Annotated in this window: 5 protein-coding genes; 1 reads left to right on the plus strand and 4 read right to left on the minus strand. The window is 73.3% G+C overall.

The features are described from left to right. Positions 1 to 165 precede the first annotated feature (165 nt). Positions 166 to 945, plus strand: coding sequence for an alpha/beta fold hydrolase (locus AB0C46_RS04860; RefSeq protein WP_362825689.1), 780 nt, complete (start codon positions 166 to 168; stop codon positions 943 to 945). Here the strand turns inward: AB0C46_RS04860 and AB0C46_RS04865 are convergent. The 4 genes from AB0C46_RS04865 to AB0C46_RS04880 form a co-directional block, all read right to left on the minus strand. Next, positions 903 to 1661, minus strand: coding sequence for an amino acid racemase (locus AB0C46_RS04865; RefSeq protein ID WP_362825691.1), 759 nt, complete (start codon positions 1659 to 1661; stop codon positions 903 to 905). The genes AB0C46_RS04860 and AB0C46_RS04865 overlap by 43 nt on opposite strands. After that, positions 1658 to 7321, minus strand: coding sequence for an amino acid adenylation domain-containing protein (locus AB0C46_RS04870; protein WP_362825692.1), 5664 nt, complete (start codon positions 7319 to 7321; stop codon positions 1658 to 1660). Before AB0C46_RS04870 ends, AB0C46_RS04865 begins: the two co-directional genes overlap by 4 nt. After that, positions 7321 to 15198: an amino acid adenylation domain-containing protein gene (locus AB0C46_RS04875; RefSeq protein ID WP_362825810.1), complete on the minus strand. Its 7878-nt coding sequence runs from the start codon at positions 15196 to 15198 to the stop codon at positions 7321 to 7323. Before AB0C46_RS04875 ends, AB0C46_RS04870 begins: the two co-directional genes overlap by 1 nt. A gap of 70 nt (positions 15199 to 15268) precedes the next feature. Then, the gene (locus AB0C46_RS04880; protein WP_362825693.1) at positions 15269 to 23473 is read right to left on the minus strand and encodes an amino acid adenylation domain-containing protein; all 8205 of its coding nucleotides are present in this window, start codon (positions 23471 to 23473) and stop codon (positions 15269 to 15271) included. Positions 23474 to 23585: the final 112 nt, after the last annotated feature.

The raw sequence follows: 23585 nt of genomic DNA on the forward strand, positions 1-23585 counted from the left end.
TAGGGAGGGCGGCAATCGCCGCGTCATTGAGTCGTTATTCCTGGCCGGTTTCCGTGCCGTCGGCGGATCTTGATACGGCGTCGATAGGGGTGTCCGCTATCGTCCCCGGCCGAGTCCGGCCCCGGTCGTACCTCCCCTGTGCCGTATCTCCCCGAAGGGTTGAACATGACTGTTTCCCGCGCCGCGAGGGGGCCGCACCGCGCCCTTGACCAGGATTGGTTCCGCCGTCCCCGGCCCGTGACGGACCCCCGGCTGCGGCTGGTGTGCTTTCCGCACGCCGGTGGCGCGGCCAGTTTCTTCCGTGACTGGCCGCAGTGGCTGCCGGCGGACATCGAACTGGCCGCGGTCTGTTATCCCGGCCGGGAGGACCGGATAGCGCTGCCCTCCGTCGAGGCGATGGACGAGCTCGCCGACCGCATCGCCGAGGAGCTGGTGCCCGCCCTGGACCGGCCGCTCGCGTTCTTCGGGCACAGCATGGGGGCGTCGGTCGCGCACGAGGTGGCGATGCGGATCGAGCGGCGCCACGGGCGGGTGCTGAGCAGACTGCTGGTCTCCAGCCGCAGCGCACCGTCCCGGCTGCGGCCCACCGGGCTCTCCCGGGAGAGCGACGAGGTGCTGGTGCGCGATGTCATGGAGCTCGGCGGTACGTTCTCCGCCGCCCTCGACCATCCCGATCTGCGGGAGCTGCTGCTGCCCGCCATCCGCTCCGACTACCGGCTGATCGACGACTACCGGCCGGCTGATCCGCCGCCCCGGCTCGGGGTGCCGGTGACCGCCCTGCTCGGCGACCGTGACCCGCATGTCCACGAGGCGGACATGCGGGCCTGGTCGGAGGTGACGGACGGGGACTTCGGGCTGCAGATCCTGTCCGGTGACCACTTCTACCTGCTGGAGCAGGCCCCTTATCTGGTGGCCGAGGTGGGCAGGCTGCTCACCAGCCGCTGAGGGGACGGCAGACCCGCCGAGAAGCGGACGGCGAGGGTGCGCAGGGCGTCCACCGTCCGGTCCGGGCCGTACCGTTCCGTCAGGTCCCGCGACACCAGGTGGAACTCGGTGCAGCCGAGCACGACGCCGGTGCAGTCGTGGCGCTGCATGAGGCGCTCCACCTCCGGCAGCGCCTCCTGCGGCAGCGGACCGTAGCGCTTCATCCGGTAGATCAGCCGGTGGACCCGGGCCTGATCGTCCTCGTCGGGGCGGACCACCCGGTGGGCCACGGTGTCCCAGCCGGGCTGCGACTCGAAGATCCGCGCCCGGCGGCTGCCCTCCGTGGAGAGCATCAGGAACCGGCCGGTGGCACCGGCCAGTTCCGCCGCCGTGGTCTCCACCAGGGACACCACCCGCCCGCGCAGCACCGGATCGACCAGCGGGAGGAAGTGGTGCGCGGTGAAGCACACCACGACCACCTGGTCGGCGCCCCGCTCCAGCAGCTGGGACAGCCGGTCCTCCAGCCGCTCGGTCATCTCCCGGGCCCGGCCCTGCCGGATGGCCTCGGTGCGGTCGGGGAAGGCCGGGTCGGAGTCCAGCAGCACCCGCGGACGGGACTGTTCCGGCCCGTGCCACTCGCCCGCGTACAGCGTCCGCAGGAACTCGGCCGAGGCCAGCGGGCCCATCCCGCCCAGGACGCCGAGGACCGCCGCGGCGGGGAGCACCGAGGTGGTCATCGGGCGCTTCCCGCCGTCGCGCCGGCCGGGGCGCTGCCCGGCCCGGTGATCCGCGGCGCGAGGGCGGCGCAGATCTCGGCGGCCGGCTCCGGCTCCAGCATCCTGGCGTGCTCACAGTCCACCTCGTGGATCTCCAGCTCGCCGTCGAGGAACTCCTTCCACGCCTGCGGGCTGGTCCACTCCTGCTGCTTCCGGGTGGCCACCACCAGCAGCATCGTGCCGCGGAACCGGTCGAGCCGGCGGGCGTTGGTGAGCGTCACGTTGTTCACCATGATGTCCAGCGCCACGGCCCGCTGTCCGTCGTCGAGATGCCGCAGCTCGCTCTCGCCGCGGCCCAGCCAGTCGGTGATCCGGGCCCGCATCACGTCCGTGTCCGGCAGCTCCGGCGAGGCGCCCTCGGGCAGGCCGTAGATCCCGGCGTAGCCCTCGTACATCTGCGTGAGGATCTCCGCCGGCCCGCCCGTGCCGGGGCCGTCGGCCGGCGCCGGGTAGGCGTCGAGCACGGCGAGCAGCGCCACTTCCTGGCCCTGCGCCTGGAGCGCGGTGGCCACCGCATGCGCCATGATCCCGCCGAGCGACCAGCCCAGCAGGTGGTACGGGCCCTCGGGCTGCACCTGCCGGATCTCGCGGACGTAGTCCCCGGCCATCTCGTCGAGGGAGCGGGCGGGCGCCTCCGTGCCGTCCAAACCCCGGGACTGCAGGGCGTACACCGGGTGCTCGCTGCTCAGCGCGCCGAGCAGCGCCGAGTAGCGCCAGCTGAATCCGGCGACCGGGTGCACACAGAACAGCGGCGCCGTGGTGCCCGCCGTGCGCAGCGGCAGCATCACCTCGAAGGCGCTGGTGCCGCCGCCGTCGAGCTGGGCGGCGAGCCGGGCCGGGGTCGGTGCGGCGAAGACGTCCCGCAGCGCCGGGGCACCTCCCAGGAGCGCCGCGAGCCGGCTCACCAGCCGGGTGGCCAGCAGCGAATGGCCGCCCAGCTCGAAAAAGTTGTCGTCCACGCCGACCTGTTCGGCGCCCAGGACCTCCGCGAAGAGCCGGCACAGCAGCTCCTCCTGCGGGGAGGCCGGCGGCCGGGTGGGCTGTCCGGTGACCGGGGCGGGCGCCGGCAGCGCCCGGTGGTCGAGCTTGCCGTTGGGCGTCAGCGGCCAGCTGTCGACGACGACGAACGCCGAGGGCGTCATGTATGAGGGGAGCAGCGCGGAGGTCTCGTCCCGTACGGCGGCCGGGCTCAACGGCGGTTCGCCGGAGGCCTGTTGGACGTAGGCCACCAGACGGCGGTCGCCGGGCCGGTCCTCGCGGACCGTCACCACGGCGCGGCCCACCCCGGCGCACCGGCTCACCGCCGCCTGCACCTCGCCGAGTTCGATCCGGAAGCCGCGCACCTTGACCTGGCTGTCGGCCCGGCCGCAGAACCGGAGCTGCCCCGCGCCGTCCCAGTACGCCAGGTCACCGGTGCGGTACATCCGGGACCCGGGGGTGCCGAACGGGTCGGCGACGAAGCGGTCCGCGGTCACCGCCGGCTGGTGCAGATAGCCGCGGGCCACCCCGGTACCGGAGACGTACAACTCGCCGACCACACCGGCCGGAACCGGCTGCAGGGCCGGGTCGAGCAGATACACCCGGGCGCCGTCGATCGGACGCCCGATGACCGCCGCCCCGTCGGCCGCCCCGTCCGCGGCCCGCGGGTCGCGGATCGCGAAGCTGACATCGCAGGTCGCTTCGGTGGGGCCGTACGCGTTGATCAGCATCCGGCCCCGGCCCCAGAACGCGGCCAGCTCCCCGGGCAGCACCTCCGCGCCGGTGATCATCACGCGCAGCTCCGGCAGCGCGGCCCGGGGCACTTCGGCCAGGACCGACGGCGGGATCATCAGATGGCTGATCCGGCGCTCGCGGAGGACCCCGACCAGCTCGGCGCCCGTGGGAGTGCCCTCCGGCACGACCAGGCACCCGCCGCACAGCAGCGACCAGAAGAGTTCCGCCACCGAGACGTCGAAGCTGGGCGAGGCGAGCTGCAGCGCCCGGCTGCCCTCCCCGACGCCGTAGTGCGCGGCCTGGTTGGCGGCGAACGCGGCCAGGCCGGAGTGGGTGACCACGACGCCCTTGGGGCGGCCCGTGGTGCCGGACGTGAAGATCGTGTACGCCGGGTGGGCGAGCCGCAGCGGAGCGGTCCGCTCCGCGTCGGTGAGGTCCGCGCCGGACAGTTCCGCGCACCCGGCCGCGACATCGGCGTCGTCCACCAGCAGCACCGGCACCGCACCGGTCTCCGGCAGCCGCCCGGCGAGCGCGGCCGTGGTCAGCAGCAGGACGGGACCGGCGTCCGACACCATCGCGCCCAGCCGCTCCGCCGGATAGCCCGGGTCCAGCGGCAGATAGACCGCACCGGCCTTCTGCACGGCGAGGACGGCCTCCACCAGATGCCCGGACGGCGGCAGCGCGACCGCGACCGCCCGCTCGGGACCGGCGCCGCGCGCGATCAGCAGCCGCGCCAGCCGGTTGGCCCGCGCGTTGAGTTCCGCGTAGCTGAGGACGCCGTCCGCCTCCAGCGCGGGACGGTCCGGGCCGCGGCGCACCTGGCGCTCGAACAGCTCGGGGAAGGTGGCCGCGGGCGGGGCGGTGCGCCGGTGCGGCCCGTCCTGGAGCAGTGCGGCACGCTCCTCGGCGGAGAGCACCTCCAGGCGGCTGACCGGCAGATCGGGGGTGGCACAGGCATGGGCCAGCACCCGCGCCAGACGCTCGGTGAGCAGCCGCGCGGTCGCCGGGTCGAAGAGGTCCGCGGCGAATTCGAGCATGCCGCCGATACCCGCCGGGCGGCCCTCGTCCGTACGGGACTCGCTCAGGTTGAACGCGAGGTCGACCTTGGCGGCCCCTTCGGCCTCGCCCTCGAAGGAGACGTCGAGGCCCGGCAGTTCCAGCGTGGCGCTGCCGGTGTTCTGGAGGATGAGCGCCACCTGGGCGAGCGGCGCGTGGGACAGCGTCCGGGTGGGGTTGACCGCCTCGACGACCCGCTCGAAGGGCACGTCCTGGTGCGCGTACGCGGCCAGGTCGGTCTCGCGGACGCGCGTCAGCAGCTCCAGGAAGGTCGGGTCGCCCGACACATCGGTGCGCAGCACGAGGTTGTTGACGAAGTAGCCGACCAGCTCCTCCAGCGACTCGTCGGTGCGCCCCGCCACCACGGTGCTGACCGGAATGTCACTGCCCGCGCCGAGCCGCGACAGCAGGAGGGCGAGTCCGGCCTGGAGCACCATGAAGACCGTGGCGTCGGACCGCCGGGCCAGCTCGACGAGCTGCTCGTGGGTCGCGGCGTCGAGGGCGAACGGCGACGTCGTGCCGCGGTGACTGGCGACCGCCGGACGAGGACGGTCCAGCGGCAGGTCCAGCAGCTCCGGGGCACCCGCCAACTGGTCGCGCCAGTAGGCGAGTTGCTGCGCCTGCACGCTCTCCGGATCGTCCTCGGAGCCCAGCAGCGCACGCTGCCACAGCGCGTAGTCGGCGTACTGCACCGGCAGCGGCTGCCACCGGGGCGCGCCGCCCCGCTGCCGCGCCCCGTACGCCACGGAGAGGTCCCGGACCAGCGGCGCCAGCGAGGAACCGTCGCTCGCGATGTGGTGCATCAGGAGCAGCAGCACATGCTCACGGTCCGAGATCCGCAGCAGCGTCACCCGCAGCGGGAGTTCCGCGGCCAGGTCGAATCCGTACCGGGTCCGCTCGGCCAGGGCGGCGGTCAGCTGCTCCTCGCCGTCGAGCGTGACGTACTCCAGCTCCGGGCGGGCGTCCCCGGCGGGGAGCACCACCTGGCACGGCTCACCGGCCAGGTCCGCGAACCGGGTGCGCAGCGACTCGTGCCGCTCGACCACGTCCGCCACGGCGGCCCGCAGCGCGTCCCGGTCCAGCGCGCCGCGAAGGCGCAGCGGCAGCGGGATGTTGTACGTCGGGCTCGTGCCCTCCAGCTGGAAGGCGAACCACAGACCGCGCTGGGCGTACGACATCGGCAGCCGCTCCGGGCGCGCGGCCCGCACCAGGGCCGGGCGCGTGGTGTCCGCCTGCGCCAGCCGCGCGGCCAGCCCGGCCACGGTCGGCGACTCGAAGACGGACCGCACCGGCAGCTCCACGCCGAAGGCCGCGCGGATCCGGCTGAGCAGGCGGATCGCGGTGAGCGACTGCCCGCCCAGCGTGAAGAAGCTGTCGTCGACACCCGGGCACGGGCGGCCCAGCACGCTCTCGAAGAGACCGCGGAGGATTTCCTCGGTGGCCGAGTACGCCGTCCTGGCGACCGGGGGCAGCACCTCGGCCTCGCCGGCGGTGCCGGTCTCCGGAGCCGGGGCGCCGGCGTCCAGCCGGCGGAACGCGGCCGGCAGCGGGCATGCGAGGTCGGCCACGGGGTGGCCGGGACCGGCGAGGATCTGGCCCAGCACCCCTTCCAGCGCGCCGAGTACGGCCTCGGCCTCGTCCCGGTCGAAGAGGTCGGGACGGTATTCGAGCTCGATCTGCAGCCGCTGCCCGGTGAGACCGGCGACCACCCGCAGCGGGTAGTGCGCGGAGTCATAGCCCTCGACGACATCGACCCGCACGCCCGCGTACGAGGGCCGGGTGCCGTCGTCCCCGGGGAAGTTCTCGAACACCATGAAGGTGTCGAAGAGATCGCCGGTCCCGGCCAGCCGCTGGATCCGCGCGAGGCTGAGGTGGTGCCGGCTGAGCAGCGCGGTCTGTTCGTCCTGGAGCCGTTCGAGGTTGTCCGCCACCGGGGCGCCCGGGGCGAGCCGTACCCGGACCGGGACGGTGTTGATGAACATCCCGACCATCGTCTCGATCCCGGCGATCTCCGGCGGGCGGCCGGAGACCAGGGTCCCGAAGACCACGTCGTCGCGGCCGGTGAGCCGGCCGAGGACCACCGCCCAGGCGCCCTGGACCAGGGTGTTCACGGTCAGCCCGCGCTGCCGGGCGAACCGGTCGAGCTCACCGCCGAACCCCTCGGGGAACGCGGCCACCACCCGCTCCGGTGCGACGGGCGCCCGGCCGGGGTCGGCGGGCGCCACCAGCGAGGGACCGGGCAGGGCGTCGAGCGCCTGCTGCCACGCCCGCTCGCAGCCGGCGTCGTCCTGGGCGGCCAGCCAGCTGAAGTAGTTCCGGTGCGGCACGACCGGCGGCAGGGCGCGGTCGTCGCCCCCGTGCTCGTAGAGGGTGAACAGCTCCCGTACGAGGACCGGGGTGGACCAGCCGTCCAGCAGCAGATGATGGTTGGAGACCACCAGCCGGTGCCGGTCCGGCCCGAGCCGCACCAGGGTGAAGCGCATCAGCGGCGGACGGTCGAGCGGGAAACGACGGGCCCGGTCGGCGGTGAGGAACTCCGCCAGCCGTTGCGGGGCGTCGTCGTGGGCCGCCAGGTCGAGCTCCTCCCAGGGCAGCGGCACCTCGCGGTGGATCACCTGGAACGGCTGCCCGTTGGCCCGCTGCCGGAAGCCCGCCCGCAGGTTGGGGTGCCGCTTCAGGAGCGCCGCCACCGATGCCTTGAGCAGGTCCGGGCGCAGCGGTCCCTCCAGGGCGAGGACCATCTGGACGCCGTAGACGTCGACCGCCTCGTCGTCGTACCAGGAGTGGAAGAACATGCCTTCCTGGAGAGGCGTCAGCGGAAGGACGTCTTCCAGCGCGGACTGCTTTTTCATCAGAGCATCCCCAGTTCTGCTTCAAGTGCGTCGATCTCGTCCTGGGAGAGCCCGAGGGAGAGATCGGAGGGTGTGTGGCCGCCGGTTTCGGCGCCGGCGGTGTGGACGACCAGGGCGTCCAGCGCCTCGAACCAGAGCTCGGCGAGTTCTTGCACGTCCGGCTCCGGGAGGAGGCCGGCCGGCCAGGACCAGGTGGCGTTCAGCCGCGGGCCGCCGGGCAGGTCCTCGGTGATCGCGTTGACCTCCAGCGCGTGCGGCGCCGCGGCCCCGGTGTCGCGCGGGGCGGGGGAGGGCAGACCGCTCGCCATGGTCCACAGCCCGCCGCCGGCGTCGCCCGCCGCCGTGAACCGGCCCAGGTAGTTGAACCCGAGCTGTGGGGTGGGGAGTTGGGCGAGTAGTGGTGCGGTACGCGGGTTGAGGTGGCGGAGCATGCCGTACGAGACGCCGTTGCCGGGCAACGCGCGCAGCTGCTCCTTGACGGCCTTCAGCGCGGCTCCCACGCCGGGGCCGCCCGCCCGCAGCTCCGCCCAGTCGAGGGCCGCGGGGGCCAGCAGCGCCGGGTAGAGACTGGTGAACCAGCCGACGGTGGCGGACAGGTCCGCGCCTTCCAGGATGTCCTCGCGGCCGTGGCCCTCCAGGTCGACCAGGACACCCGTGGCCGAGCGGTCCCCCCGCCGGCGGCGCCACTCCAGGACGGCGAGGGCGAAGCCGGTCAGCAGCACATCGTTCACGTTCGCGTGGAAGGACGCCGGGACCGTCGTCAGCAGCGGTTCGAGGCGTGCAGACGGCAGGCTGAGCGTCAGATGCCGCACGGTCTCCGCGGTGTCGGTCCGGGGGTCCAGCGGCCGTACGCCGGGCAGTGTGCCGGCGGCCGACGGATCGCCCAGGACCGACGTCCACCGCGCCAGGCCGTCCTCCCACCGGGGCTCCTGCGCGCTCTCGGCCAGCCGCTGTGCCCACTGGCGGAACGAGGTGCGCACCTCGGGGAACGCCGGCGTCCGGCCGTCCGCCGCGGCCTCCCAGGCCGTCCGCAGATCCGGCAGCAGGATGCGCCAGGAGACGCCGTCCACCGCGAGGTGGTGGATCAGGATCTGGAGCAGTCCCGGTGCCGCGTCCCCGGCGTCGTACCAGACGAGCTGGACCACGGACCCGTCGTGCGGGGAGAGCCGCAGCCGGGCCTTCTCCCCGTGCTCGGTGAGTGCCAGGTCCCGTTCGCCGTCCGGCAGTCCGGCGATCTCCACCCGGCGCACGACGGAGTCCGCGGGGACGGACCCGGGCGGGCCGGTCACCGGCCGGGGCGAGCCGTCCTCGGTCCGTGCCATCCGCAGCCGCAGCATCGCGTGGTGGTCGAGCCAGCTCTGTACCGCGTCGGTGAGCCGCTGCTCCCCGAGCCCGGCCGGGACCCGGACCGTCACCGACTGGTTGAAGCCCGCCGTGGGCCCGTCCTGCGCGTACAGCCAGTGCATGATCGGCGTCAGGGGGAAGTCGCCCACCCCGTCGTCCGCCGGGCGCGGCGCGGTGTCCCCGGTGATCTCCGTGGCGACGGCGGCGAGCGCGGCGACCGTACGGCACTGGAAGACCTGCCGGACCGTCACGTCCAGACCCGCGGCACGGGCCTGGGAGACCAGCCGGATGGAGCTGATGCTGTCCCCGCCGAGCTCGAAGAAGCTGTCGTCGATGCCGACGTGCGCGACGGTGAGCACCTCCGCGAAGACCCGGCACAGGGTCTCCTCGCGGGCGGTGCGCGGGGCCCGCCCGCCGGTGCTGCCGGTGTACTCGGGCGCGGGCAGCGCCTTGTGGTCGAGCTTGCCGTTGGCGGTCAGCGGCAGGGCGTCCAGGGCTACGACGGCGGCCGGGACCATGTAGTCCGGCAGCGCGCCGGACACATGCGCCCGCAGCACGCCCGCGGCGGGGAGCGGGCCGGACCCGGCCTCCGGGACCGCGTAGGCGACCAGCCGCTTCTCACCGGGCCCGTCCTCCCGGACGATGACCCTGGCCTGCGCCACCGCCGCGTGGGACTCGAACGCCGCCTCGATCTCGCCGAGTTCGATGCGGAAGCCGCGCACCTTCACCTGGTCGTCGGCCCGGCCGAGATATTCGAGCTGCCCGTCGGCCGTCCAGCGCGCCACGTCACCGGTGCGGTACATCCGGGAGCCCGGCGGGCCGAACGGGTCGGCCACGAACCGTCCGGCGCTGAGGGCGGGCTGGTGCAGATAGCCGCGGGCCGGTCCGGCGCCCGCCACATACATCTCACCTGGCACGTTGGGCGGCAGCAGCTCCAGCCGGTCGCCCAGCACGTAGACCCGCAGATCTGGGATGCCCTGGCCGATCAGGCTCCGCGTCTGGCCGGCCACCGCCCGCTCGTCCAGCGGCAGATGGCTGACGTGCACGGTGGTCTCGGTGATCCCGTACATGTTGACCAGGACCGGAGCGGTGTCCCCGTGGCGGCGGTACCACTCGGCCATCCGGCCCAGATCCAGCGCCTCGCCGCCGAACACGACGCGGCGCAGCGCCAGTTGGGCACCGAGGTCGGGATGTTCCGCGTCGGCCTGCATCAGCTGGTAGAACGCCGACGGCGTCTGGTTGAGGACCGTCACCCGCTCGTCGGCCAGCAGCCGCAGGAAGTCCTCCGGGGAACGGCTCACCGCGTACGGCACCACGACCAGCCGGCCGCCGTACAGCAGCGGCCCCCACAGCTCCCACACGGAGAAGTCGAAGGCGTACGAGTGGAACAGCGTCCACACGTCGTCCGGGCCGAAGGCGAACCACTCCTCGGTCGCCGCGAACAGCCGCGCGACATTGCGGTGCGGTACGACGACGCCCTTGGGGCGGCCGGTCGAGCCCGAGGTGTAGATGACATATGCGGCGTTCGACGGCGACAGGGGGCCGCCGCGGTCCTCGTCGGTCAGGTCGCCCGCGTCGTACTCCGTCAGCGCCCGGACGGTGCCGGGGTCGTCCAGCAGCAGGGTCCGGGGCCGGGCGTCCGGCAGTCCGGCCGCGGACCCGGCGGTGCTCAGCAGCAGCTCGGGGCGGGCGTCGGCGAGCATGTAGGAGGTCCGGTCCGCCGGGTAGGACGGGTCCAACGGCACATATGCCGCCCCGGACTTCACCACCGCCAGCAGCGCCACAACCAGGTCGGCGGTGCGCGGCAGCGCGAGCGCCACAAAGCGCTCCGGGCCGGCACCGTGCGCCACCAGCAGCCGGGCCAAACGGTTCGCCCGCGCGTTGAGCTCGCGGTACGTCAGCGACGCCCCCTCGTACACCACGGCCACGGCGTCGGGGGTACGTGCCACCTGGGCCTCGAACAGCTGCGGAAGCGACGCCGGGGGCGCCTCGCCGGCGTCGCCGTTCCACTCCACCAGCAGCCGGTGCCGCTCGCCGGGCGCCAGCAGGTCGGCCTCGCTCACGGCGCGGTCCGGTGCGGCCGCGGCGGCCGTCAGCATCCGTACCAGCCGCTCGGTGAGGGCCCGCGCCCCCTCACGCGTGAAGAGATCCTCGGCATACTCCAGGGAGCCGGTCAGGCCCGCGGGTTCACCGGCCTCGGTGAACCGTTCGCGCAGGCCGAAGGACAGATCGGACTTGGCCGCCTCCAGCGTGGTCGGCTCGGTCACCATCCGCACGTCGTCGTGCAGGCCGATCGGCGCGTCCGCATTGTTCTGGAGGTGCAGCATCACCTGGGCCAGCGGGATGTGCGAGAGCACCCGGGAGACCTGCGCGGCCTCGACGACGCGCTCGAAGGGCACGTCCTGGTGGGCGTAGGCGGCCAGATCGGTTTCCCTTACCCGGGCGAGAAGTTCGCGGAAGGTCGGGTCGCCGGAGACGTCGGTGCGCAGCACCAGGGTGTTGATGAACAGGCCGACGAGGTCGTCGAGGGCGTCGTCGGTGCGTCCGGCGACGGCGGTGCCCAGGGGGATGTCGGTGCCCGCACCGAGCCGCGACAGCAGGGCGGCGACCGCCGTGTGCACCACCATGAACAGCGTGGAGTCCGTGGCCTGCGCGAGCGCGACCAGCCCCTGGTGGACCTCAGCGTCGACGGCCAGCTCGACCGTGCTGCCCCGGTGGGAGGCGACGGCGGGGCGGGGGTGGTCCAGCGGCAGCTCCAGAAGCCCCGGAGCGCCCTCCAACTGCTCACGCCAGTAGTCCAGTTGGCCTGATATCAGGCTCTCCGGGTCGTCTTCGGAGCCTAGGATCTCCTGCTGCCAGAGGGTGTAGTCGGCGTACTGGACGGTGAGGGGCTGCCAGGTGGGGGCGGTGCCCTGGTGGCGCGCGCGGTAGGCGGTGGACAGGTCGTTGAGGAGCGGGGCGATCGACCAGCCGTCGCCCGCGATGTGGTGCAGGAGGAGCAGCAGGACGTGGTCCTGGTCGCCCAGGCGGTAGAGGGTGGCGCGGAGCGGGTTCTCGTGGGTGAGGTCGAAGGCGTGGGTGGCCTGTTCGGCCAGGTGGTGGGGGAGTTGGTCCTCGGTGGTGGGGACGAGGGGGAGTTCGGGGCGTGCCTGCTCGGCGGGGACGACGGTCTGCCGGGGCTCCCCGTCGTGCTCGGTGATGCGGGTGCGCAGGGTCTCGTGCCGGTCGGTGAGGTCGGCGAGGGCCTGGGTGAGGGTGGTGTGGTCGAGCGGCCCGGTCAGGCGCAGGGCGTGGGGGATGTTGTAGGTGGGGCTGGGGCCTTCGAGCTGGTAGGCGAACCAGAGGCGGCGCTGGGCGGGGGAGAGCGGGAGGTGTGCGGGGCGGGGGGTGGTGGCGGTGAGGGGGGTGCGGGCCGTGTGTGCGGTGGTGAGCTGGGGGGCGAGTTCCGCGACGGTGGGGTGCTCGAAGAGCGCGCGGAGCGGGATCTCGGCGTGCAGGACGGCGCGGATGCGGCTGATGAGGCGGGTGGCGAGGAGGGAGTGCCCGCCGAGGTGGAAGAAGCTGTCGTCGATGGTGACGGCGGGCAGGCCCAGGACCTCGGCGAAGAGGGTGCTGAGGGTTTCCTCGGTGGCGTTGCGCGGGGCCCGTCCGCCGCTCTCCGCGTGGGAGGCGTAGTCGGGAGCGGGCAGTTGGGCGCGGTCGACCTTGCCGTTGGGCGTCAGCGGCCACTGCTCCAGGACAACCACGGCCGAGGGGACCATGTAGTCGGGCAGTGCTGCCCCGACCAGCTCCCGCAGCGCCGCCGGGTCGGGCGCTTCCGTATCCCCCGCACCCGTCACATAGGCCACCAGCCGGCGCCCGGTGGCAGCCGCGTCATGCACTGTGACCAGCGCCTCGGCCACCAGCCCGGTGGCGCTGAGCGCCGCCTCGATCTCGCCGAGTTCGATGCGGAAGCCCCGGATCTTGACCTGGTGGTCGGTGCGGCCGAGGAACTCCAGCTGGCCGTCGGCGCGCCACCGTGCCAGGTCGCCCGTGCGGTACATCCGGCTGCCCGGGGCGCCGTACGGATCGGCGACGAACCGCTCCGAGGTCAGCCCCGGACGCCCCAGATAACCCCGCGCGAGCCCGGGGCCCGTGACATACAGCTCGCCCGCGACCCCCGCGGGCACCGGACGCAGCGACGCGTCCAGGACATAGACGCGCGCATTGAGGATCGGGCCGCCGATCGGCGGCACCTGGGCGCCCGTCAGCGGCTCGCTCATGGTGGCGCAGACCGTGGCCTCGGTCGGGCCGTAGGCGTTCACCATCCGTCGCCCGGCCGACCAGCGGCCAACCAGCTCCGGGGCGCAGGCCTCGCCCGCCACCACCAGCGTCATCCCGGCCGGCAGACTGTCCGGCGCCATGACGCCGAGCGCGGCGGGCGGCAGGGTGGCATGGGTGACCCGCTGTTCCGCCAGCAGCCGGGCCAGTGGCTCGCCGGGTGCCAGCCGCGGCGCGGGTGCCACCACCAGCGCGGCGCCGGTGGTGAGCGCCATGATCAGTTCCCAGGCCGCCGCGTCGAAGCTCAGCGACGCGAACTGGAGCACCCGGGACCGGGGCCCCACCGCGAAGGCCTCGGCGTGGGTGGCCGCCAGCGACGCCACTCCGGCGTGGGTGACCTCGACGCCCTTGGGGCGGCCGGTGGAGCCGGAGGTGTAGATGACGTAGGCGGGGTGCTGGAGGTGGGCGCGGGGGCCGAGAGGTGTGGCGGGTTGCTCGTTCAGGGCGGCGATGACGGTGGGGTCGTCCAGGAGGAGGCGGGGGCAGCCGGTTTCGGGGAGGGGGACGCCGGTACGGGTGATCAGGCAGGTGGGACGGGCGTCGTCGAGCATGTAGGCGATCCGCTCGGCGGGGTACTCCGGGTCGACGGGCAGATACGCCCCGCCCGCCTTGTGCACCGCCAGCGCCGCCACCACCATCTCCGGTGAGCGCGGCAGGGCGAGCGCCACCACCCGCTCCGGGCCCACGCCCTGCTGCACCAGCAGCCGGGCCAGCCGGTTCGCCCGCTCCGCCACCTCGGCGTAACTCAGCACGAGGTCCTCGAACACCACGGCGGGCGCCTGCGGATCGCCGGCGGCCCAGGTGTCGAAGAGCTCCGGCATCGTCGCCTGCGGGACCGCGCGGTCGGTCGCGTTGCGCACCACGACCAGCTGCCGGTGCTCGGCCGCGTCGAGGACCGGAGCCTGGCTCACGGCGCGGTCCGGGGCGGCGGTCACCGCTTCGAGCACCCGGATCAGACGCTGTGCCAGGATCTCCGCGCTCTCCTCCCGGAACAGGTCGACGGCGTACTGGATCTCGCCGGCCATGCCCGCCGGAGCCTGCTGCGGGGTGTACCGCTCCTCCAGGTAGAAGGTGAGATCCGTCTTGGCGACCCCGGTTGCCACATCACCGAAGGAGGCCTCGATGCCCGGGAGGGAGAAGGTGCTGTCCGCATTGCTCTGGAGGGTCAGCAGCACCTGGAAGAGCGGGGTGTGGGACAGCGACCGGCTCGGGTTGACCGCCTCCACGACCCGCTCGAAGGGCACGTCCTGCTGGGCGTAGGCCGCCAGGTCGGTGTCCCGGACCCGGGCCACCAGCTCCCGGAAGGTCGGGTCGCCGGAGACATCGGTGCGCAGCACCAGGGTGTTGACGAAGAAGCCGACGAGATCGTCCAGCGCCTCGTCCGTACGGCCCGCCACGGCGGTACCGACCGGGATGTCGCTGCCGGCACCGAGCCGCGACAGCAGCACCGCGAGTCCGGCCTGGACGACCATGAAGACCGTGGCGTCGCAGGCGCGGGCCAGCTCCACCAGCCGCTGGTGGAGGCCGGCGTCCAGGGTGTAGCGGACGGTCGCACCCTGATGGCCGGCCACCGCCGGACGCGGGTGGTCCAGCGGCAGTTCGAGAAGTTCCGGTGCGCCCGCCAACTGACGCTGCCAGTAGCCGAGTTGCTCCGACAGCAGGCTCTCCGGGTCGTCCTCGGAGCCCAGGACGTCCTGCTGCCACAGCGCGTAGTCGGCGTACTGGACCGGCAGCGGCTCCCACTCCGGCCCGGCGTCCGCGCACCGGGCGGCGTACGCCTCCGACAGATCGCGGGCCAGCGGCCCCATCGACCAGCCGTCGGCCGCGATGTGGTGCATCAGCAGCAGCAGTACGTGCTCCCGCTCGGAGACCCGGTAGAGCGTGACGCGCAGCGGGATCTCGGTGGTGAGGTCGAAGCAGTGCCGCGCCTGCCCGGCCAGCGCCTCGGTCAGCTCCGCCTCCCCGGCCAGCTCCACGAGCCGGACCTCCGGGCGCCCCTCCTCGGGGGACAGTACGACCTGGCAGGGCTCACCGGCCTGCTCCGCGAACCGGGTCCGCAGCACCTCGTGCCGGCCGGTCACGTCCGCGACCGCCGCCACCAGCGCGTCCCGGTTCAGCTCGCCCGCCAGGCGGACGTACAGGGGGCAGTTGTACGTCGGGCTGGGTCCCTCCAGCTGGAACGCGAACCACAGCCGGCGCTGGGCGAACGACATGGGGAACAAAGCGGACTCCTCCAGGAACTGACAAAAAGGGACCGGCCGGGCGGACTGCACCACCGGAGGTTCAGGACGGGCGGCGGCGCATGGAACGGAGCGAAGGACGCGCCTTGCGGGCGCCGTCGAGCTGCTGCGCGAGCTGGGCGACCGTCGGATTCTCGAAGATCGTCCGGACGGTGACCTCGGCGCCGAGCGCGGCCCGGACCCCGCTGATCAGCCGGGTCGCCAGCAGGGAGTGCCCGCCCAGCCGGAAGAAGCTGTCGTGGATGCCGACCTCCGGCAGCCCGAGCAGCTCGGCATAGAGCGCGCAGAGCGTCTCCTCGCGCGGTGTCCGCGGTGCCTGGTGCCCGGCGGACGGTGCCGGCCGGCCCGGAACGGGCAGCGCCTTGCGGTCGACCTTGCCGTTCGGCATCAGCGGCCACTGCTCCACCACGACGACCGCGGACGGCACCATGTGCCGGGGCAGGCTGCCGGAGATCTGCTCCAGCAGATCTTCGGCGGGCAGCGGGCCGGACAGCTCCGGGAGCAGCTCGGTGTAGGCCACGATGCGCTTGTCGCCGGGGCTGTCCTCGCGGACCAGCGCCACCGTCTGCTTGACCCGCGGATGGGCGTCGAGCACCGCTTCGATCTCACCGAGTTCGATGCGGAAGCCGCGCACCTTCACCTGGGCGTCGGTCCGGCCGACGTACTCCAGCTCGCCGTCGGCGCGCCAGCGCACCAGGTCCCCGGTGCGGTACATCCGCTCCCCGGGCGCCCCGTACGGGTTCGCCACGAAGCGCTCCGCGGTCAGCGCCGCCCGGTTCCGGTAGCCGCGCGCCAGGCCGTGCCCGGCGAGGTACAGCTCACCGGGGATCCCGGCCGGCACCGGCCGCAGCCCCGCGTCCAGCACATACACCCGGGTGTTGGCGACCGGGACACCGATGGGCGGGACGCCCTCGCCGGACAGCGGGCGGCTCATCGTGGCGGCGACGGTGGACTCGGTCGGACCGTACGAGTTGATCATGCGGTACCGGGTGGCCCAGCGGCCCGCCAGCTCGACGCTCACCGCGTCGGCGCCGGTCACCAGCGTGCGCAGGTCCGGGAAGTCACCGTCTGGGATGGTCGCCAGGGTGGCCGGCGGGATCAGGGTGTGGGTGATCCGTGCGTCCCGCAGGACCTCGGCCAGCGCCTCACCGGCCAGCGGCTGCCCGTCCGGGACCACCAGGGCGGCGCCGGTGGTGAGCGCCATGACCAGCTCGATCACCGAGGCGTCGAAGCTGGGCGAGGAGAGCTGCAGCACCCGGCTGTCGCCGTCGAGCAGGTAGTTCTCCCGCGCGGAGGCGGACAGGTCGGCCACACCGGCGTGGGTGACCTCGACGCCCTTGGGGCGGCCGGTGGAGCCGGAGGTGTAGATGACGTAGGCGGGGTGGTGGAGGTGGGCGCGGGCGCCGAGGGGTGCGGTGGGCTGGTCGTTGAGGTCGGCGATGACGGTGGGGTCGTCCAGGAGGAGGCGGGGGCAGCCGGTTTCGGGGAGGGGGGTGTGGGTGAGGGTGATCAGGCAGGTGGGGCGGGAGTCGTCGAGCATGTGGGCGATCCGCTCGGCCGGGTACTCCGGGTCGACGGGCAGATACGCCCCGCCCGCCGTGACCACGGCCAGCATGGCCACGATCAGGTCGGCCGACTTCGGCAGCGCCAGCGCCACCACCCGCTCCGGGCCCACGCCCTGCTGCACCAGCAGCCGGGCCAGCCGGTTCACCCGCTCCGCCACCTTCGCGTAGCTGTAGGTACCGTCCCGGTGGACCAGCGCCGCGGCGTCCGGAGCGCCGGCCACCTGTGCCTCGAAGAGCGCGGGCAGGGTCGCCCCGGCCCCGCCGCGGGTGGTGTCGTTCCAGCCGGAGAGCAGCTGGTCGCGCTCCTGCGGAGCGAGGATCTCGATCTGTCCGACCGGGCGGTCCGGGTCGGCGACGGCCGCCCGCAGCACCCGCAGCAGCCGGTCCGCGACGTTCACCACGGTCCGGTGGTCGAACAGGTCGGTCGCGTACTTCACTTCGAGACCGATCCCGTCCGGGACCAGGTCCGCGTCCTGCCGCTCCTCCCAGAAGAAGATCAGGTCGAACTTGGCGATCTCGTTGGTGACCTTCGGGGCGGTCGCCTCCGCGCCGGGGAAGTCCAGGGCGCCCTGCTGGTAGCTCTGGAGCGTCGTCACGACCTGGACCAGCGGTGAATGGGACAGCACCCGGTCCGGGTTGACCGCCTCGACGACCCGCTCGAAGGGCACATCCTGGTGGGCGTAGGCCGCCAGGTCGGTCTTCCGCGCGCGGGCCAGCAGCTCGCGGAACGTCGGGTCCCCGGACAGATCGGTGCGCAGCACCAGCGTGTTGATGAAGAACCCGACGAGATCGTCCAGCGCCTCGTCCGTACGGCCCGCCACGGCGGTACCGACCGGGATGTCACTGCCGGCCCCGAGCCGCGACAGCAGCGCGGCGATCGCCGCGTGCAGCACCATGAACAGCGTGGCGCCGGAACTCCGGGCCAGCGCGACCAGCTGACGGTGCAGCTCGGGGTCCAGCTCCAGCTGCACACTGCCGCCGTGGTGACTGGCCACCGCGGGGCGGGGCCGGTCCAGCGGCAGTGCGATCAGCTCGGGAGCGCCGGCCAGCTCACGTTCCCAGAACGCCAGCTGCTGCGAGAGCACGCTGCCCGGGGTGTCCTGTGATCCCAGCAGCTCCCGCTGCCACAGCGCGTAGTCCGCGTACTGGACGGGCAGCGCGGCCCGCACCGGGCGCTCGCCCGCGAGGCGCGCGCCGTACGCCTCCGACAGATCGCGGGCCAGCGGCGCCATGGACCAGCCGTCGCTCGCGATGTGGTGCATCACCACCGCCAGTACGTGCTCCCGCTCGTTCAGCGAGAACACCCTGACTTGCAGCGGGAGTTCACCGACCAGCCCGAAGGGATGCAGGGCCGCCCGCGCGAGCGCCTCGGTCAGCTCCGCCTCCCCCGCCACCGGGACGAAGGTCACCTCCGGGGTGAGCTCACCGGCCGGCAGGACCTGCTGATACGGCTCACCGGCCTCCTCCGGGTAGACGGTGCGCAGCACCTCGTGCCGCGCCACCACGTCCGCGACCGCGGCCCGCAGCGCGTCGTGGTCCAGCGGACCGGTCAGCCGGATCCAGGTGGGGATGTTGTAGGTGACGCTGGAGCCCTGGAGACGGTGGATGAACCACAGCCGCCGCTGGGCGAACGACAGCGGCACCCGCTCCGGGCGGTCCGCCGCCACCAGCGCGGGACGGGCCCGCTCCGCCTCGGCGAGCCGGGCCGCGAGCCCCGCCACCGTGGGCGTTTCGAACACCGCCCGGATGGACAGTTCGACGCCCAGCGTGCCGCGCAGCCCGGCGATCAGCCGGGTCGCCAGCAGCGAATGGCCGCCCAGATCGAAGAAGTTGTCGTCCACGCCCACCCGCGGCAGGCCCAGGACCTCGGCGAACGCGCCGCTCAGGATCTCCTCGTGCGCGGTGCGCGGACCCCGGCCCGGGGCACGCGCCGAGCCGTAGTCGGGCACCGGCAGTGCCCTGCGGTCCAGCTTCCGGTTGACGGTCAGCGGCAGCTCGTCGAGCAGGACGAAGGCCACCGGCACCATGTAGTCGGGCAGCTGCCGGGCGGCGTACCGGCGCAGCGCCGCCGGGTCCGGGGAGCACCCGGGGGCGGGGACCACGTAGCCGACCAGACGTTTGTCGCCGGGCCGGTCCTCCCGCACGATCACCGCGGCCTGGGCGAGTTCGGGGTGGGCGCCGATGACGCCCTCGATCTCACCGAGCTCGATCCGGAAGCCCCGGAGCTTGACCTGGTCGTCGACGCGGGCGATGAACTCCAGCTGCCCGTCCGCCCGCCACCTGCCGAGGTCACCCGACCGGTACATCCGGCTGCCGGGCGGACCGAAGGGGTTGGCGACGAAGCGGGTGGAGGTCAGGCCGGGACGCCGGTGATAGCCGCGGGTCACCAGGTCCCCGGCGATGTACAGCTCACCGGGGCTGCCCACCGGGACGGGCTGCAGCCGCGCGTCCAGCACGAACATCTGGGTGTTCCAGACGGGCCGGCCGATGGTGACCACACCCGCCGGGACGGTGTCCCCCGGCTCGATCCGGTACTCCGAGCAGCCGACGGTGGTCTCCGTCGGACCGTACTCGTTGATGACGGTCGCCCCGGGGTGCCGCCCCCGCCACTCGTCCAGCACCTCGCCCATCAGCGATTCCCCGCCGAGCACCAGCTGTTCGTCGGGCGAGAAGGCGTCGGGAAGCTCGATCAGCAGCGGCAGATGGCTCGGGGTCGCCTTGACGAAGCTGGGGCTCTCCTGGCCGTCGGCCGCCGCGCTGGACGCGTCCAGCTCGACCAGGTGCACACAGCCGCCCGAGGTGAGCGGCGCGAACAGGCCGGTCGCGGTGAGGTCGAAGGCGACGGGCGAGTGCACCAGCGCGGTGCCCGCGACGCCGGGGTAGGCGGACCGGGTCCAGGACAGATAGCCGTCGAGGGAGCGGTGCTGGACCGTGACGCCCTTGGGGCGGCCGGTGGAGCCGGAGGTGAAGATCACGAAGGCGGCGTTGTCCAGCGACAGCGGGCCGTTGCGGTCCGCGTCGGTGAGGTCGGCGGCGGACCGCGCCGCCACCTCGGCGGCCGTACCGGGCTCGTCGAGCCGCAGCAGCGGGCACGGAGCCGGGACGTCCTCCATCACCCCGCGCCCGGTCAGCACCAGCACCGGGTCCACGTCCGCCAGCATGAAGCCGAGCCGGTCCGCCGGGTAAGACGGATCCAGCGGCAGATACGCGCCACCGGCCTTCAGCACGGCCAGCAGCGCGACCACCAGCTCCACCGACCGCGGCATCGCCACGGCGACATAACTCTCCGGCCCCACGCCCCGCGCGGCCAGCACCCGGGCCAGCCGGTTGGCCCGCTCGTTCAGCTCGCGGTAGGTCAGCGCACTGCCCTCGTGCACGACGGCGGTGGCCTCCGGCAGCTGCGCGGCCCGGTCCTCGAACAGCTCCGGAACCGTCCGCCCGGACAGTTCGCGCGGCTCGCCCTGCCACTCGTGCAGCAGCCGGTCCCGCTCGCCGGAGGTCAGCAGATTCAGCTCCCCGACCGGCAGGTCGGGCCCGGCGATGGCCGCGCCGAGCAGCCGGACCAGCCGGGCGGCCAGCGCCTCGGCGGTGGCCCGGTCGAAGAGGTCGGTGGCGTACTCCAGCAGACCGTCCACCCCCGCCAATGAGCCGTCGGCGGCCTTCCGCTCCCAGGTGTGGAAGGACAGGTCGAACCGTGCGGTCCGCCGGGGCACGTCCTCGGGCGCGGTGTCGAGGCCGGCCGGGGCGGGGCTGTGGTCCGGGATGTTCTGCGAGGTGAGCATCGTCTGGAACAGCGGGGTGTGCGAGAGCGTGCGCGCCGGGTTGACCGCCTCGACGACGCGCTCGAAGGGCACGTCCTGGTGGGCGTAGGCGGCCAGGTCGGTTTCCCGTACCCGGGTGAGGAGTTCGCGGAAGCTCGGGTCGCCGGAGACGTCGGTGCGCAGCACCAGCGTGTTGACGAAGAAGCCCACCAGGTCGTCGAGGGCGTCGTCGGTGCGTCCGGCGACGGCGGTGCCCAGGGGAATGTCGGTGCCCGCACCGAGGCGCGACAGCAACGCGGCGACCGCGGCCTGGAAGACCATGAAGACGGTGACATCACACTGCCGTGCCAGCCGCGCCACACCCTGGTGCAGCTCGTCGTCCAGGGCGAAGCGCACGCTCGCGCCGCGATGGCCGGCGACAGCGGGACGGGGCCGGTCGAGCGGCAGCTCCAGCAGCTCCGGCAGACCCGTCAACTGCTCACGCCAGAAGTCGAGTTGCTGACTCGCGAGACTCGCGGGGTCGTCTTCGGAGCCCAGTATCTCCTGCTGCCAAAGGGTGTAGTCGGCGTACTGGACGGTGAGGGGCTGCCAGGTGGGTGCCGTGCCGTCGTGGCGCGCGGTGTAGGCGGTGGCGAGGTCCTTGAGAAGGGGCGCCGTGGACCAGCCGTCGCTGGCGATGTGATGGGTGAGGAGCAGCAGGACGTGCTCGTGCTCGCCCAGGCGGAAGAGGGCCGCGCGGAACGGGTTCTCGCGGCTGAGGTCGAAGGCGTGGGCGGCCTGTTCGGCGAGGTGGTGGGGGAGCTGGTCCTCGGTGGTGTCGAGGAGGGGGAGACCGGGGCGCGCCTGACCGGCGGGGAGGACGGTCTGCTGGGGTTCGCCGTCGTGTTCGGTGATGCGGGTGCGGAGCGGCTCGTGCCGGTCGGTGAGGTCGGCCAGGGCGGTGGCCAGGGTGGGGTGGTCGAGCGAGCCGCTGAGCCGGAAGGCGTGGGGGATGTTGTAGGTGGGGCTGGGGCCTTCGAGCTGGTAGGCGAACCAGAGGCGGCGCTGGGCGGGGGAGAGCGGAAGGTGCGGCGGGCGCGGGGTGGTGGCCGTGAGGGGGCTGCGTGCCGTGTGTGCGCCGGCGAGCTGGGGCGCGAGTCCGGCGACGGTGGGGTGCTCGAAGAGCGCGCGGAGCGGGATTTCGGCGTGCAGGGTGGTGCGGATACGGCTGATGAGGCGGGTGGCGAGCAGGGAGTGCCCGCCGAGGTGGAAGAAGTCGTCGTCGATGGTGACGGCGGGCAGGCCCAGGACCTCGGCGAAGAGCGTGATGAGGGTTTCCTCGGCGGAGTTGCGGGGCGCCCGTCCGCCGCTCTCCGTGTGGGAGGCGTAGTCGGGAGCGGGCAGTTGGGCGCGGTCGACCTTGCCGTTGGGCGTCAGCGGCCACTGTTCCAGCACGACCACGGCCGAGGGGACCATGTAGTCGGGCAGCGATGCCCCGACCAGCTCCCGCAGCGCCGCCGGGTCGGGCGCTTCCGCATCCCCCACCCCCGTCACATAGGCGACGATCCGCTGGTCGCCCTCGCGGTCCTCGCGGACCAGCACCACGGTCCGGGAGACCCGCGGGTGCCGCATCAGCACCGCCTCGATCTCCCCCAGCTCCACCCGGTGCCCGCGCACCTTCACCTGGTGGTCGGTCCGGCCGAGGAACTCCAGCTGGCCGTCGGCCCGCCAGCGCGCCAGGTCGCCCGTGCGGTACATCCGGCTGCCCGGCGCTCCGTACGGATCGGCGACGAACCGCTCCGACGTCAGGCCCGGCCGCCCCAGATAACCCCGCGCCAGCCCCGGTCCGGCGATGTAGAGCTCACCCGCGACGCCCTCACCGACCGGCTGCAGAGCGGCGTCGAGGACATAACCGCGCGCGTTGTCCATCAGCCGGCCCAGCGGCAGCACACCGTCAGGGGTCGGCTCACCGGGCTCCAGCCGGAACTCGGCCGCGTTGACGGTCACTTCGGTCGGCCCGTACACATTCAGCACCGTGGCCGCCGGGTGACGCCGCCGCCACCCGTCCAGCACGGAACCGATCAGCGCCTCACCGCCCAGCATCAGCTCCTCCGTGGGGGAGAAGCCCGCCGGGAGCACATCGAGCAGCGGCAGATGGCTGGGGGTGGCCTTGAGGAAGGTGCACTCCGGCGCTCCGCCGAACGCGTCCTCCTCCAGCGGGCCCGCCAGCACCCGGCCGCCGGTGACCAGCGGCACCCACAGCGAGGTGACGGTCATGTCGAAGGACACCGACGAGTGCCACAGCGAGGTGCCGCGGGCGCTCGGGTACGTCCGCCGCGACCAGCCGAGATAGTCGGCGAGCGCACGGTGCTCGATCATCACCGCCTTGGGCACGCCGGTGGAGCCCGAGGTGTAGATGACGTAGGCGGGGTGCTCCGGACGCAGCGGCGATATTCGCTCCCCGTCACCGAGGTCCGTCTCCGCGGCCCGGGACAGCGCCTGCGCCACGGCGGGGTCGTCCAGCAGCACGGCCCGCCCGTCGAAGCCCTCCGCCGCCGCACCGGCCGCGGCCGTGGTGAGCAGGCAGGCCGGGCGGGCGTCGGACAGCATGAAGGCGACGCGGTCCGCCGGGTAGTCGGTGTCCATCGGCAGATAGGCGGCACCGGTCTTCGCCACCGCCAGCAGTGACACCACGAGATCGAGGGAGCGGGGCACCAGGACCGCCACGATCCGCTCGGGGCCCACACCCCGCTCCGTCAGCAGCCGGGCCAGCCGGTTGGCGCGGGCGTTCACCTCCCGGTAGGTGAGCTGCTCGTCACCACAGCCGAGGGCCGGGGCGTCAGGAGTACGCCGAACCTGGTCCTCGAAGAGCTCGGGAAGCGTCAGCGCGGCGAACGGCCGCTCCCATCCCTGCCACTGCGCCTGGGCCTTCGGACCACTCATCGGGGAACTCCTTGTGCATCAGCAGAAACGCGGCACATCACCGACGGGAGGCTAAGAACCTCGGGTTTCAGTGCGCTATTGAAGCCATTTCGCTTGCTGAGCTGGGGTTTTC

Origin of the sequence: Streptomyces sp. NPDC048637, from assembly GCF_040650675.1 — a bacterium.
Lineage (GTDB): Bacteria > Actinomycetota > Actinomycetes > Streptomycetales > Streptomycetaceae > Streptomyces.